Origin of the sequence: Pseudomonas sp. ES1 (assembly GCF_050586605.1) — a bacterium.
GTDB lineage: Bacteria > Pseudomonadota > Gammaproteobacteria > Pseudomonadales > Pseudomonadaceae > Aquipseudomonas > Aquipseudomonas sichuanensis.
In genome coordinates this window covers 1-14,494 of the sequence record NZ_JBOBDM010000005.1, presented here as the reverse complement: position 1 = coordinate 14,494, position 14,494 = coordinate 1, and the positions used below count along the sequence as shown (strand labels likewise).

The 14,494-nt window shown below is 65.1% G+C and carries 14 protein-coding genes; 5 read left to right on the top strand and 9 right to left on the bottom strand.

Annotation, left to right across the window (positions count from 1 at the left end):
* Positions 1–218: 218 nt before the first annotated feature.
* From fba to tkt, 6 genes are all read right to left on the bottom strand, one after another.
* Entirely contained in the window at positions 219–1,283 is a 1,065-nt protein-coding gene (fba, locus tag ACQ4N9_RS03435) for a class II fructose-bisphosphate aldolase (protein ID WP_008093958.1), read from the bottom strand.
* A gap of 100 nt (positions 1,284–1,383) precedes the next feature.
* A complete protein-coding gene (locus tag ACQ4N9_RS03430; protein WP_110994178.1) occupies positions 1,384–1,713 on the bottom strand; it encodes an MliC family protein in 330 nt (109 codons plus the stop codon).
* Positions 1,714–1,873: 160 nt separating this feature from the next.
* Complete coding sequence (locus tag ACQ4N9_RS03425) at positions 1,874–2,092, bottom strand: hypothetical protein (protein ID WP_390965835.1); 219 nt, start codon at positions 2,090–2,092, stop codon at positions 1,874–1,876.
* Positions 2,093–2,124: 32 nt separating this feature from the next.
* On the bottom strand, positions 2,125–3,288 hold the full coding sequence (locus tag ACQ4N9_RS03420) for a phosphoglycerate kinase (protein WP_347150694.1): 1,164 nt from the start codon (positions 3,286–3,288) through the stop codon (positions 2,125–2,127).
* 12 nt (positions 3,289–3,300) lie between these two features.
* The gene (epd, locus tag ACQ4N9_RS03415) at positions 3,301–4,362 is read right to left on the bottom strand and encodes an erythrose-4-phosphate dehydrogenase (protein WP_110994175.1); all 1,062 of its coding nucleotides are present in this window, start codon (positions 4,360–4,362) and stop codon (positions 3,301–3,303) included.
* A 130-nt stretch (positions 4,363–4,492) separates the two neighbouring features.
* Positions 4,493–6,490 carry a transketolase gene (gene tkt, locus ACQ4N9_RS03410; RefSeq protein WP_390965832.1) on the bottom strand — a complete coding sequence of 666 codons (1,998 nt, stop codon included), beginning with the start codon at positions 6,488–6,490 and terminating at the stop codon, positions 4,493–4,495.
* Between the two features lie 316 nt (positions 6,491–6,806).
* Here tkt and ACQ4N9_RS03405 point away from each other — a divergent pair, with 316 nt between their 5' ends.
* From ACQ4N9_RS03405 to ACQ4N9_RS03390, 4 genes are all read left to right on the top strand, one after another.
* Entirely contained in the window at positions 6,807–7,790 is a 984-nt protein-coding gene (locus ACQ4N9_RS03405; RefSeq protein ID WP_390965830.1) for an ArsR/SmtB family transcription factor, read from the top strand.
* A 12-nt stretch (positions 7,791–7,802) separates the two neighbouring features.
* A complete protein-coding gene (gene metK / locus ACQ4N9_RS03400; protein ID WP_279847975.1) occupies positions 7,803–8,993 on the top strand; it encodes a methionine adenosyltransferase in 1,191 nt (396 codons plus the stop codon).
* 145 nt (positions 8,994–9,138) lie between these two features.
* The gene (ligB, locus tag ACQ4N9_RS03395) at positions 9,139–10,809 is read left to right on the top strand and encodes an NAD-dependent DNA ligase LigB (RefSeq protein ID WP_390965828.1); all 1,671 of its coding nucleotides are present in this window, start codon (positions 9,139–9,141) and stop codon (positions 10,807–10,809) included.
* Between the two features lie 59 nt (positions 10,810–10,868).
* Positions 10,869–11,264: a DUF1090 domain-containing protein gene (locus ACQ4N9_RS03390; RefSeq protein WP_390965826.1), complete on the top strand. Its 396-nt coding sequence runs from the start codon at positions 10,869–10,871 to the stop codon at positions 11,262–11,264.
* A 101-nt stretch (positions 11,265–11,365) separates the two neighbouring features.
* On the opposite strand, the gene ACQ4N9_RS03385 is transcribed toward ACQ4N9_RS03390, so the two are convergent.
* Entirely contained in the window at positions 11,366–11,812 is a 447-nt protein-coding gene (locus ACQ4N9_RS03385) for a c-type cytochrome (RefSeq protein ID WP_390966089.1), read from the bottom strand.
* Positions 11,813–11,931: 119 nt separating this feature from the next.
* Between ACQ4N9_RS03385 and mltA the strand changes: the two genes are divergently transcribed.
* Positions 11,932–13,083: a murein transglycosylase A gene (gene mltA, locus ACQ4N9_RS03380; RefSeq protein ID WP_390965824.1), complete on the top strand. Its 1,152-nt coding sequence runs from the start codon at positions 11,932–11,934 to the stop codon at positions 13,081–13,083.
* 107 nt (positions 13,084–13,190) lie between these two features.
* Here mltA and ACQ4N9_RS03375 read toward each other — a convergent pair whose 3' ends face one another.
* Entirely contained in the window at positions 13,191–13,577 is a 387-nt protein-coding gene (locus tag ACQ4N9_RS03375; protein ID WP_125465818.1) for an MAPEG family protein, read from the bottom strand.
* A gap of 30 nt (positions 13,578–13,607) precedes the next feature.
* Complete coding sequence (locus ACQ4N9_RS03370; RefSeq protein WP_125465819.1) at positions 13,608–14,441, bottom strand: DMT family transporter; 834 nt, start codon at positions 14,439–14,441, stop codon at positions 13,608–13,610.
* Between the last annotated feature and the right edge of the window lie 53 nt (positions 14,442–14,494).

Genomic DNA, 14,494 nt, shown 5'->3' with positions numbered 1-14,494 from the left:
TAGACCGACCCTGGCCCGCTATTGGATCCGATCTTTACTCTAGACAGGGCGACCGAAGACGCAACGCGGGTAGATGGCTAAGCGCCATCGAATTTGATGTTAGCCGACTAACGGTATGGCTGCGGGTTATGTGGGGATAATCCTCATCTGTCGCTCGATTATTGCGGGCATAAAAAAACCCGCATCTCTGCGGGTTTCTTCAAGCAACTACCAACGGATCAGTTGACCTTGGCAGCCAGCTCGCCTTTCAGGTAACGCTGGAACATGCCTTCCAGGGAGATCGGCTTGATCTTCGAGGCGTTGCCGGCGGTGCCGAAGGCTTCGTAGCGGGCGATGCACACGTCACGCATGGCCTTGACGGTTTCACCGAAGAACTTGCGTGGGTCGAACTCGCTCGGGTTCTGCGCCATCAGGCGACGCATGGCACCGGTGGAGGCCAGGCGCAGGTCGGTGTCGATGTTGACCTTGCGCACGCCGTGCTTGATGCCTTCAACGATTTCTTCGACCGGTACGCCGTAGGTCTCTTTGATGTCGCCGCCGTACTGGTTGATGATCGCCAGCCACTCTTGCGGTACCGAAGAGGAACCGTGCATCACCAGGTGGGTGTTGGGGATGCGCTTGTGGATTTCCTTGATGCGGTCGATCGCCAGCACGTCGCCGGTAGGCGGCTTGGTGAACTTGTAGGCGCCGTGGCTGGTGCCGATGGCGATGGCCAGGGCATCGACCTGGGTCTTCTTGACGAAGTCGGCCGCTTCTTCAGGGTCGGTCAGCATCTGGCTGTGATCGAGCACGCCTTCGGCGCCGATGCCGTCTTCTTCACCGGCCATGCCGGTTTCCAGCGAACCCAGGCAGCCCAGCTCGCCTTCTACCGAAACGCCGCAGGCGTGGGCCATGGCAACGGTCTGCTGGGTAACACGGACGTTGTACTCGTAATCGGTCGGGGTCTTGCCGTCTTCACCGAGCGAGCCGTCCATCATGACCGAGCTGAAGCCCAGCTGGATGGAGCGCTGGCACACGTCAGGGCTGGTGCCGTGGTCCTGGTGCATGCACACCGGGATGTGCGGGAACTCTTCAATGGCCGCCAGGATCAGGTGGCGCAGGAAGGGAGCACCGGCGTATTTGCGGGCACCGGCGGAAGCCTGGACGATGACCGGAGAGTCGGTCTTGTCGGCGGCTTCCATGATGGCGCGCATCTGCTCGAGGTTGTTGACGTTGAAAGCTGGGACGCCGTAACCGAACTCGGCGGCGTGGTCCAGCATCTGGCGCATGCTAATGAGTGCCATGGTGTATCTCTCTCCCGACAAGCGTCGTTTGTTTCGTGCAAGCCTGCCGCAGGGGCGGTTGCTGTTCAAGTAGTGTGGGCCACCGTGGCGGCCCGGCCAGTCACGGTGCCTTGCAGCCCCGCCCAATCAGATCGTTGGTCGCCACCCAGTACACCAGGCCTTCCTGGCCCTTGGTGTGGAAGGCCAGCACGCCATCGCTGTACAGCGCGCCCGAGGCGCCCGGCTCGGACTTGAGCCGGTAGACCTGGTCGCCGCCGCCAAGGCGCACGTCGACCGCATCCTGTTTCACATCGGCGAAGCGCCACAGCACCTCGGCCTGGCTGTCGCAGACCCAACGGGTCCAGTTGTCCGCCACCGGGGCGGGTGCCGGCTGCAACAGCGAGCAGCCTGCCAGGGTCGCCAGGGCCAGTGCGGCCAGAAGCGCTTTCATCCTAAAACCTCGTCATGGGCCCGCCGCGCGGCCCTTCGCGGGTAAACCCGCTCCCACAGGGCATGCACTGACCTTGTGGGAGCGGGTTTACCCGCGAAGGGCTGCGCAGCAGCCCCTCTTCCAAGACCACGAAAGCCAGGCTTGGTTGCCTGCCGCCCGATCAAGGGCAGCCCGGCGCCTTGCGCTGGTGCTCGTCGTCATACTTTTCCAGGCCGTCGGGGCCCAGGCGCTTGTTGATCACCGGCACCGTCTCGGCCTGCCACTGGGACTGATAACAGCCGCCCTTGTGGGCCTGCGACGGCTCGCCGTCCGCGCCCTTGTCGCTGGCGCAGGCGCCCAGCAGCAAGGCCACCATCATCACAGGCAATTGCTTGACCATCAGGTCGCTCCCTTTGCCAGGCGCCTTCGTGCTCAGGCCTTGGCCCGCTCTTCGAGAATCGCCACAGCCGGCAGCACCTTGCCCTCGACGAATTCGAGGAACGCGCCACCACCGGTAGAAATGTAGGAGATATCCGCGCCGACACCATATTTGTCGATGGCGGCCAGGGTGTCGCCACCACCGGCGATGGAGAACGCGGCGCTGTCGGCGATGGCCTTGGCCAGCACCTTGGTGCCGTTGCCGAACTGGTCGAACTCGAACACACCGACCGGGCCGTTCCACAGGATGGTCTGCGACGATTTCAGCAGCTCGGCGAAGTTGGCAGCGGTCTGTGGGCCGATGTCGAGGATCATGTCGTCAGCCGCCACGTCGGCGATCGCCTTGACGGTTGCTTCGGCGCTTTCGGCGAATTCCTTGGCGACCACCACGTCGACCGGCAGCGGTACATTGACCTTGGCGGCGATAGCCTTGGCGGTGTCGACCAGGTCGGCTTCGTACAGCGACTTGCCCACCGGATGACCGGCAGCGGCGAGGAAGGTGTTGGCGATGCCGCCGCCGACGATCAGCAGGTCGCACACGCTGCTCAGGCTGTTCAGCACGTCCAGCTTGGTCGACACCTTGGAGCCGGCGACGATGGCGGCCATCGGCTTGGCCGGGGCCTTCAGGGCCTTGCCCAGGGCGTCCAGCTCAGCGGCCAGCAGCGGGCCGGCAGCGGCGACCTTGGCGAACTTGGCAACACCGTGGGTGGAACCTTCGGCGCGGTGAGCGGTGCCGAAAGCGTCCATCACGAACACATCGCACAGGGCAGCGTATTGCTGCGCCAGCTCGTCGGCGTTCTTCTTCTCGCCCTTGTTGAAGCGCACGTTTTCGAACAGCACCAGGTCACCGGCCTTCACCTCGACACCGTCGAGGTAGTCGGCAACCAGCGGGACCTCGCGGCCCAGGGCCTTGCTCAGGTAGTCGGCGACCGGTTTGAGGCTGTTCTCGGCCGAGAACTCGCCTTCGGTCGGGCGGCCCAGGTGCGAGCAGACCATTACCGCCGCGCCCTTCTCCAGGGCCAGCTTGATGGTCGGCAGCGCGGCCAGGATACGCGCATCGCTGGCAACCACACCGTCCTTCACAGGCACGTTGAGGTCTTCGCGGATCAGTACGCGCTTACCTTGCAGGTCGAGGTCGGTCATCTTCAACACGGTCATGAATGCAGTCCTTCAGGGCTGTTTGCTGCGGGTGGGGTGGACGACGTGCAGATAGTGTTCGGCAACGTCGAGCATACGGTTGGCGAACCCCCATTCGTTGTCGAACCAAGCCAGCAGGTTCACCAGGCGGGGGCCGGAAACGCGGGTCTGGCTGGCATCGACGATGGCCGAATGCGGGTCATGGTTGAAATCACAGCTGGCGTGGGGCAGCTCGGTGTAGGCCAGCAGGCCTTTGAGCGGGCCATCCAGGGCGGCCTCGCGCAACACCCGGTTGACCTCGGCCGCGCTGGTGTCGCGGGCGGTCTGCAGGGTGATGTCCAGGCACGACACGTTGACGGTCGGCACGCGTACCGCTTTGGCCTGGATTCGCCCGGCAAGTTCCGGCAGCAGGCGTTCGATGCCGCGCGCAAGCCCGGTGGACACCGGGATCACCGACTGGAACGCCGAACGGGTGCGGCGCAGGTCTTCGTGGTGATAGGCGTCGATCACCGGCTGGTCGTTCATCGCCGAGTGAATCGTGGTGATCTGCACGTACTCGATGCCGAAGGCCTGGTCCAGCACCCGCAGCAGCGGCACGCCGCAGTTGGTGGTGCAGGAGGCGTTCGACACCAGCAGCTCGCTGCCGGTCAGGCAATCCTGATTCACCCCAAAGACCACCGTGGCATCGACGTCGGCCTCGCTGGCCATGGGCTGCGAGAACAGCACGCGCGGCGCACCGGCATCGAGGAAGCGCTGGCCGTCGGCGCGGGTGTTGTAGGCGCCGGTGCACTCGAGCACCAGGTCGATGCCCAGGGCGCCCCAGTCGATGCCTTCGGGGGTGGCACTGCGCAGTACTTTCACGCAGTCGCCATTGATATGCAGACAGTCGCCATCGACCTTCACCTCACCGGGGAAACGCCCGTGTGTGGAGTCGAAGCGAGTCAGGTATTCCAGGCTGGCCTGGTCGGCCAGGTCGTTCAGTGCAACGATCTCGAAACCGGCCTTCGCCCCACGCTCGAACAGTGCGCGCAGGACACAGCGGCCGATGCGGCCGTAACCGTTGAGTGCAACTTTGTAGGGACGCGGGTGGGGCATTCGATACTCACGTGGCAAGTGCGTTGAACGACCATCGCGGGACAAGCCCGCTCCCACAAGGCACCGGGATACCTTGTGGGAGCGGGCTTGCCCCGCGATCAGGTGGGAGGCACATGGCCTCCCGGATACATCAGTCTTCCAGCAGCTCTTCAGCGGTACCCAGGATGTTGTCGAGGGTGAAGCCGAATTCTTCGAACAGCGCGGCAGCCGGCGCCGACTCACCGTAAGTGGTCATGCCGATGACGCGGCCTTCGAGGCCGACGTACTTGTACCAGAAGTCCGCGTGAGCAGCTTCGATGGCGATACGCGCGCCCACTTGCAGCGGCAGTACCGACTGCTTGTACGCAGCGTCCTGGGCGTCGAACACGCTGGTGCTCGGCATCGACACCACGCGGACCTTGCGGCCCTGCTCGCTCAGCTTGTCGAACGCCTGAACAGCCAGGCCCACTTCGGAACCGGTGGCGATCAGGATCAGCTCAGGCTCGCCGGCGCAGTCCTTGAGCACGTAACCGCCACGGGCGATGTCGGCGATCTGCTGGGCGTCGCGGGTCTGGTGCTGCAGGTTCTGGCGCGAGAAGATCAGCGCCGACGGGCCGTCCTTGCGCTCCAGGGCGCACTTCCAGGACACCGCGGATTCGACCGCGTCGGCCGGGCGCCAGGTGTCCAGGTTCGGCGTGCTGCGCAGGCTGGTCAGCTGCTCGATCGGCTGGTGAGTCGGGCCGTCTTCGCCCAGGCCGATGGAGTCGTGGGTGTAGACGTGGATCACGCGCTGCTTCATCAGTGCCGACATGCGCACGGCGTTGCGGGCGTACTCCATGAACATCAGGAAGGTGGCGCCGTAAGGGACCAGGCCGCCGTGCAGGGCAACGCCGTTCATGATCGCGGTCATGCCGAATTCGCGCACGCCGTAGTACATGTAGTTGCCGCTGGCATCTTCCGCGCTGACGCCCTTGCAACCCTTCCACAGGGTCAGGTTGGAGCCGGCCAGGTCAGCCGAACCACCGAGGAACTCTGGCAGCAGCGGGCCGAACGCATTGAGGGTGTTCTGGCTGGCTTTACGGCTGGCGATGGTTTCGCCCTTGGCCGCGACTTCGGCAATGTAGGCCGCCGCTTTCTCGGCGAAGTCCGCCGGCAGCTCACCGTTCAGGCGACGCTTGAGCTCGCTGGCCAGTTCAGGGAAGGCACCGGCGTAGGCAGCGAAGCGCTGATCCCACTCGGCTTCGACCTTGGCGCCCTGGGCCTTGGCATCCCACTCGGCGTAGATGTCGGCGGGGATTTCGAACGGGCCGTGGTTCCAGTTCAGTTCCTTGCGGGCCAGGGCGATTTCGTCGTTGCCCAGCGGTGCGCCGTGGCAGTCTTCCTTGCCCTGCTTGTTCGGCGAGCCGAAGCCGATGATGGTCTTGCAGCAGATCAGGGTCGGACGCTCGCTCTTGCGGGCGGTGTCGATCGCGGTGCGGATCTCGTCGGCGTCATGGCCGTCGACGTTGCGGATCACCAGCCAGCCGTAGGATTCGAAGCGCTTCGGCGTGTCGTCGGTGAACCAGCCTTCCACTTCGCCGTCGATGGAGATGCCGTTGTCGTCGTAGAAGGCAACCAGCTTGTTCAGACCCAGGGTGCCGGCCAGCGAGGCGACTTCGTGGGAGATGCCTTCCATCATGCAGCCGTCGCCGAGGAACACGTAGGTGTTGTGGTCGACGATGTTGTGGCCTTCACGGTTGAACTGGGCGCCCAGCACTTTTTCCGCCAGGGCGAAGCCCACGGCGTTGGCCAGGCCCTGGCCCAGCGGGCCGGTGGTGGTCTCGACGCCAGGGGTGTAGCCGAACTCCGGGTGGCCCGGGGTGCGGCTGTGCAGCTGACGGAACGCCTTGAGGTCGTCGATAGTGACGTCATAGCCGGTCAGGTGCAGCAGCGAATAGATGAGCATCGAGCCGTGGCCGTTGGACAGCACGAAGCGGTCACGGTCGGCGAAGTTCGGGTTGCTCGGGTTGTGCTTCAGGTAGTCGCGCCAAAGCACTTCGGCGATATCCGCCATGCCCATGGGGGCACCTGGGTGGCCGCTGTTGGCCTTTTGCACGGCATCCATGCTGAGGGCACGAATGGCGTTGGCACGTTCACGACGGCTGGGCATCGCTGAGTCTCCTGGGGCTTGAATAGATAGTGAAACGAAAAAAGGCGGCCATTTTCGCCCACTGGGGGGGCCGGGGGCAATGACGGATGGTCGCAGTCGGGCATTTTTCCTGTGTTTGGCCGGGTATTCAGGTGAAAACAGCGGGAACCGTGTGGACTTCTTCGCGGGTAAACCCGCTCTCACAGGTAACGCGCTGACCTGTGGGAGCGGGCTTACCCGCGAACAAGCCCACACATCTCTCCGCCCATCAACCAATATCAAAATTTTTTGATATTGCTATTGCGACGACTGCCTCCCCTGTCTAGACTCCCGCCCCATGAATCTTCGTGCGCCCATTCCACTTCAAAGCAGCGACGAGCTGGCCGCCCTGTGCAAGGCCAGCGGCGATCCGCTGCGCCTGAACGTGCTGCGCGCACTGGCCAACGACTCGTTCGGCGTGCTGGAACTGGCGCAAATCTTCGACATCGGCCAATCCGGCATGAGCCACCACCTCAAGGTGCTGGCTCAGGCCGAGCTGGTGGCGACCCGCCGCGAAGGCAACGCGATCTTCTACCGCCGCGCGCTGCCCGGCGGGCGCCTGCATGCCGCCCTGCTCGACGAGGTCGATGAACTGGCCCTGGCGCAGGACGTGCAGACCCGCATCGCCCAGGTCCAACAACGCCGCGCAGCCACCAGCCAGGACTTCTTCCTGCGCGTGGAAGAGAAGTTTCGCGCCCAGCAAGACCTCATCGCCGGCCTGCCGCAGTACCGCGAAAGCCTGCTGGCGTTGCTCGACAAGCTGAGCTTTGGCAGTGCTGCCAGCGCCCTGGAAGTCGGCCCCGGCGATGGCGGCTTCCTGCCTGACCTGGCCCGGCGCTTTGCCCAGGTCACGGCCATGGACAACAGCCCGACCATGCTCGACCTGGCCCGCCAGGTGTGCGAGCGCGACAATCTGAATAACGTAGACCTGCAGTTGGCCGATGCACTGGGTGCAACGGAGGTGCAGGCCGACTGCGTTGTGCTGAACATGGTCTTGCACCATTTCAGCGACCCGGCCCTGGCCTTGCGCCTGCTGGCCAAACGGGTGAAGGCGGGCGGCAGCCTGCTGGTCACCGAGCTGTGCAGCCATGACCAGGGGTGGGCGCGCGATGCCTGCGGCGACCTCTGGCTTGGCTTCGAGCAGGATGACCTGGCCCGCTGGGCCAATGCGGCGGGGCTGGTCCACGGGGACAGCCTCTACGTTGGCTTGCGTAACGGTTTCCAGATCCAGGTCCGGCATTTCCAGCGGGCCGCTGGCGACACACACATCGGTACATTTTAGGAACCCCTCGAGATGAGCGAATACTCCCTTTTCACTTCCGAGTCCGTGTCCGAAGGGCATCCGGACAAGATCGCCGACCAGATCTCCGACGCAGTGCTGGACGCCATCATCACCCAGGACAAGTTCGCCCGCGTTGCGTGTGAAACCCTGGTCAAGACCGGTGTCGCCATCATCGCCGGCGAAGTCACCACGTCGGCCTGGGTCGACCTGGAAGACATCGTGCGCAAGGTCATCGTCGACATCGGCTACAACAGCTCCGACGTCGGCTTCGATGGCGCCACCTGCGCCGTGATGAACATCATCGGCAAGCAGTCGGTGGACATCGCCCAGGGCGTCGACCGCAGCAAGCCGGAAGACCAGGGCGCTGGCGACCAGGGCCTGATGTTCGGCTATGCCAGCAACGAAACCGACGTGCTGATGCCAGCACCGATCTGCTTCTCGCACCGTCTGGTCGAGCGCCAGGCCGAAGCGCGCAAGTCCGGCCTGCTGCCGTGGCTGCGCCCGGATGCCAAGTCGCAGGTCACCTGCCGTTACGAAGGCGGCAAGGTCGTCGGCATCGACGCCGTGGTCCTGTCCACCCAGCACAACCCTGAAGTGTCGCAGAAAGACCTGCAGGAAGCGGTGATGGAGCTGATCGTCAAGCACACCCTGCCGGCCGAGCTGCTGCACAAGGACACCCAGTTCCACATCAACCCGACCGGCCAGTTCATCATCGGTGGCCCGGTGGGCGACTGCGGCCTGACCGGCCGCAAGATCATCGTCGACTCCTACGGCGGCATGGCCCGCCACGGTGGTGGCGCGTTCTCCGGCAAGGACCCGTCCAAGGTCGACCGCTCGGCCGCCTATGCTGGCCGTTACGTAGCCAAGAACATCGTCGCCGCAGGCCTGGCCGAGCGCTGCGAGATCCAGGTGTCCTACGCCATCGGCGTGGCCCAGCCTACCTCGATCTCGCTGAACACCTTCGGTACCGGCAAGATCTCCGACGACAAGATCATCCAGCTGGTGCGCGAGTGCTTCGACCTGCGCCCGTACGCCATCACCACCATGCTCGACCTGCTGCACCCGATGTACCAGGAAACCGCTGCCTACGGTCACTTCGGCCGTACCCCGCAGCAGAAGACCGTCGGCGACGACACCTTCACCACCTTCACCTGGGAGCGCACCGACCGCGCCGACGCCCTGCGCGCCGCTGCCGGCCTGTAAACCTCCTACGGCGGTACAGGAAGGCCCCTGCCGAGTGATCGGCAGGGGCCTTTTTCATGAAATATCGCATGACAATCCGACGCGTTGCGGGTGCCCAGCCGTGCCTAGGCTGAGCATTCCCTTTCGCCACGCAAGGATGCCGCCCATGTCGCTCAGGATGTTGCTTGTTCTGCTATGCGCCTACCTCGCCCCGGCCAATGCCGAGCCCTGTCCCGACTGGAACACCGCGCGCGCCCGTGCTGAAGTCGCCCACCTGCGCCAGACCCTGGCCCGCTGGGACGACCACTATCACCGCCAGGGCATTGCCCTTGTAGCGGACGAACTCTATGACCAGAGTCGCCAGCAACTACTGAGCCTGCAAACCTGTTTCAACCTGCCTGGCAGTGACAACCCGCTGGCCAGCGCACGCGGCCCGACCCCTCATCCTGTGCCGCATACCGGCGTCGACAAGCTGGCCGACGAGCAAGCGGTACGCAGCTGGTTACAGGGCAAGAAAAACGTGTGGATACAGCCCAAGGTCGATGGCGTGGCCGTGTCGCTGATCTTTCGCCAGGGCCGGTTAAGCCAGCTGCTCAGCCGCGGCGATGGCACCCAGGGGCATGACTGGAGCCGGCACATCCCCCGTTTGAGCGGCATCCTGCAAGAGCTGCCACAGCCGCTGGACACGGTATTCCAAGGCGAGCTGTACTGGCGCCTCGAAGGCCATGTACAGGCAGAGGCCGGCAGCGCCAACGCGCGCGGCATCGTTGCCGGGCTGCTGGCGCGCAAACAGCTGAGCGATGTGCAGGGCGCCGGTATCGGCCTGTTCGTCTGGGACTGGCCGACAGGCCCGCACACCCAGGCCGAACGCCTGGCGCAGCTCGCAACGCTGGGGTTTGCCGACAGCCTGCGCCACAGCGTGGCGATCACCACCTTCGAGGAGGCCGCACACTGGCGCCAGCACTGGTATCGCTCCGCCCTGCCCTTCGCCACCGATGGCGTGATCCTGCGCCAGGACAGCCGGCCACCGGCCGAGCGCTGGCAAGCCCGCACGCCTTACTGGATCGCCGCCTGGAAGTACCCGTTCAGGCAGGCGCTGGCACAGGTACGCGGGGTGCATTTTCGCATTGGCCGCACCGGGCGCGTCACCCCGCTGCTGCAGCTCGAACCGCTGCGCCTGGATGACCGGCAAATCAGCCAGCTCAGCCTGGGCTCGCTGGCGCGCTGGCAGCAACTGGACATTCGCCCGGGCGACCAGGTGGCGGTGAGCCTGGCGGGCTTGACCATTCCCCGCCTGGAAAGCGTGGTGCATCGCAGCCCACAGCGCACACCGGTAATCGCGCCAGACCCGGCCGAGCACCACGCCCTGAGCTGCTGGCAGGCCAGCGAGGGTTGCCAGCAACAGTTTCTTGCCCGGCTGGCCTGGCTCAGCGGCAAGCAGGGGCTGGACATGCCTGGCACGGGGCCCGGCACCTGGCAGCGGCTGATCGACAGCGGGCGACTCACGACCCTGGCCGACTGGCTGGACCTCGACCGCGACACCCTGGCGACCCTGCCCGGCATTGCCCAGGCCCGCGCCGATCACTTGCAACACGCCTTCGCCCAAGCTCGCCAACAGCCGTTCGAACGCTGGCTACGCGCACTCGGCGTACCCGCCCCGGCCGCCCTGAAGCTTGGGCCCGACTGGCCCACCCTGGCCTCCAGAAACATTGAGCAATGGCTTGCCGAGCCCGGCATCGGCCCTGGCCGGGCCACCCAATTGCTTGGCTTTTTCAACCATGAGCAGGTACAGGCCCTGGCCCTGCAACTGCGAGAACATGCAATCGAGGGTTTCTAAATTTCGCGGATCAGGGCAGCATTCCGCTTTCTGCTGCCCTGCCCCGAATGGAGCCCTTGATGAAACTGCTTTCGTCCCTCGCCCTGACCACCCTGCTGGGTTTCGTCGCCAGCCCGCTGATGGCTGCCGAAGAGCAGCCGGCGCTGACTGGATGCGCGGCCAAGCGTCAGGCCATCAGCGAACAGATCGAACAAGCCCGCGCCCATGGCAACAAAGAGCAACTGGCCGGGCTGGAAACGGCCCTGGGTGAAGTGACCGAACACTGCACCGATGCCGGCCTGCGCAAGGAGCGCGAGCAGAAGGTGCTCGACGCCCGTCACGAAGTGAACCAGCGCACCAAGGACCTGGACAAAGCCATGAAGAAAGGCGACGCAGAGAAGATCAACAAGCGCAAGGACAAGCTCGCCGAGGCGAAGAAGGAACTGCAGGAAGCGGTGGACGAGCTGGAGCGCTAGCCGACCCGTCTCATGCAGGCGCGAAGCGTTGTGTGCGCGGGCTTGCCCGGCGATGATGCCATCGCGGGGCAAGCCCGCGCACACAATGCCCCGTGCTCATCTCAATGATTGCGAAACTCGGTATGACAGGCCTTGCACGCAGCCTCGACCTTGTCCATCGGCCCTTTGAGCTGCGCGGCCTCCAACGGCTGGCTGCGAGTCACGTCCACCAGCTCGCCTGTGACCCCTTCCAGCTGCCGGGCCAGGTCGTGAAAACGCGCCTGACGCTCCCAGACATCCGCCCGGGCACTGCTGTCGCCCTCGTCGCGCACCTGTGGAAAGTGCTGCCAGGGTTGCTGGGCAAGGCTATCGAGCTTCACCGCGCCATCGGCGAACTTCGCCCCGTCGAACGGCAGCCGGCCACGCAGCATGCCGCCCAGGTCCTCGCTGGTCTTGAGCATCGCCTTGAAGATCGCCTTGCGCTGGCCCAGCGGCGAGTTGGGGTCGACCTGGTCACAGGCGGTCAGGGCCAGGGCAGCCAGCAGTACTACGGACAATCGCTTGAACATCATGGTCTCTTCGGCCGGGAACAACGGGGCGCCAGTATCGCCGCCCATCGGCCAAAGACCAATAGCCACACAGAAAACAAGGGCGAATATTCATGTTCACCCCGCACAGGACCACGCTCATGACATCTGCATTGCGCCACCTTGCCTGGGCGCTTCCGGCCCTGGCCCTGCTGGCCGGCTGCAACGGCGGCGAAAACGCCAAGCCCGAACCCCACGCCATCGCCACCTACGCCCCGGCCACCTGGAAAGACCTGCCCGCGGTCAGCGACGACGACCTGCTGGCCGGGTTCAACGCCTGGCGCAACGGCTGCGAGAAACTCAAGCGTGACCCGGTGTGGGCCCCTACCTGTGAAGCGGCCGGCACGGCGACGGCCAGCGCCGCGCAAGTGCGCACCTTCCTCGAACAGAACCTGCAGGTGTATGGCCTGCGCTCGGCCGAAAACAACGCCAACGGCCTGATTACCGGCTACTACGAGCCCGTCTACCCAGGCAGCCTGAAACGCACCGACGCGGCCCAGGTGCCGGTGTATGGCGTGCCAGAGGACATGATCGTGGTGGACCTGGCCAGCGTGTACCCCGAGCTCAAGGGCAAGCGCCTGCGCGGGCGCCTCGAAGGCCGCGTGCTCAAGCCCTACGACACCGCCCAGGTCATCAACCGCGACGGCGCCAAGGCGCCGGTACTGGCCTGGCTGACCGACCCGATGGACCTGCAGTTCCTGCAGATCCAGGGCTCCGGCCGGGTGCAGCTGGACGACGGGCGCCAGCTGCGCCTGGGCTATGCCGACCAGAACGGCCACCCGTACCGGCCAATCGGCCGCTGGCTGGTGGAGCAGGGTCAGCTGAAAAAAGAAGAGGTGACCATGGGCAGCATCCACAGCTGGGCCCAGGCCAACCCGCAACGGGTACCGGAGCTGCTGGCGAGCAACCCCAGCTACGTGTTCTTCAGCACCCGCCCGGATAGCAACGAAGGCCCGCGCGGCTCGCTCAACGTGCCCCTGACCGCAGGCTACAGCGTGGCCATCGACCGCAAGGTGATCCCGCTGGGCAGCCTGTTGTGGTTGTCCACCACCCGCCCTGACGGCAGCCCGGTGGTACGCCCGGTGGGCGCACAGGACACCGGCGGCGCCATTACCGGCGAAGTGCGTGCCGACCTGTTCTGGGGCACCGGGCCCGAAGCCGGCGAGCTGGCGGGCAACATGAAGCAGCAGGGGCAGATCTGGATGTTGTGGCCCAAGGGTGTAGCGCTGCCCGAGGTGCCGAAGGTGCCCTGATCGGCACTGGATTGTTCGCGGGTGAATCGCAGCGGCGAACCGCCGCTCCCACAGGGATTGCCGATCATTGTGGGAGCGGGTTTACCCGCGAAGAAGGCAACTCGGCCTCAGACCGACACGACAAAAAACGCCACGATCAAGGCCAGCCCGGCGAACCACACGATCGAGCGCAGCGCCGCCCAATCGGCCAGGTAGCAGATGATGTAGAGCAACCGGCTGGTGATGTACATCACGCCCAGCACATCCTGGGTCACCTGCTCGGCGTTGCCGACGATATCCGCCACCAGCACCGCCGCGGCGAACGCCGGGAATGCCTCATAGCCGTTCTGCTGAGCGGCGTGGGCCCGTCGCGGCAGGCCGGACAGCGTGTCGAGGAAGGCGCGCGGATCATGGTTGTCACGCAAGCCGAAGCGCCCGCTGCTCACTTTCGCGATCAACGCGCACAACGGCGGCAAAGCCAGGGCAATCAGGATGCACCACAGGGCTACGGTCATGGACAGGACTCCTTGTTCAAAAATGATCGGTCAGAGCTTCATCACCAGCATGCCCGCCAGCACCAGCCCGCAAGCTAGGAGTCTCGGCCCGCCAAAAGGTTCTTTGAGGTAGCGCATGCCCAGCAGCACCACAAGGATCACGCTGAGCTCGCGCAACGCCGCCGCCTCGGCCACCGACCCCAGGTGCATGGCCCACAGCACCAGGGCATAGCTCAACAGCACGCACACCCCCACCGCCAGGCCCAGGCGCCACTGGGTGCGCCAGAACAGCATGAAGGGTGCACGCCGGGCAACGCCGGCCAGCAACGGAAAAGGCCAGGCGCTGAGCAGGGTCAGCCATACCAGGTAATCCAACGGTTTGCCCCACAGGCGCACAGCCTGGCCGTCGAACCAGGTGTAGCAGCCAATGCACAGGCCGATCAGCGCCACCACCGGCAGCATCGACCAGGGCAACCGGTCGCCGCCGCCGCCCTGCCACAGCAGGCAGGCCATGCCACAGGGGATCAGCAGGATGCCGATGATCTGCTGCTGGCTGAGCGACTCACCGGCGAACGCCAGGGTCAGCCCCAGCACCACCAGCGGCGACAGCCCGCGCATCAGAGGGTAGACCAGGCCCAGGTCACCGACCCGGTAGGCCTTGATCAGTAGCACGCGATACAGCTGCTCGGCCAAAGCCGAAGCCAGCAACCAAGGCCAGATCTCGCCCGGCGGGAAGTCGACGAAGGCCACGGCCAGCAGCGCGAACACCAGTGCCACCAGGTCCATGCTGGCGATCACCAGCAGGCGCTCGCCGCTGAATTTGATGAGGGTGTTCCAGGTGGCGTGCAGCAGGGCTGCGATCAGAACGAGGGAGGTTGCCAGCACGCCTTTGCATCCTTGTCTTGGTTTTGTGGCGATCACTATATAGCGACGCGCCT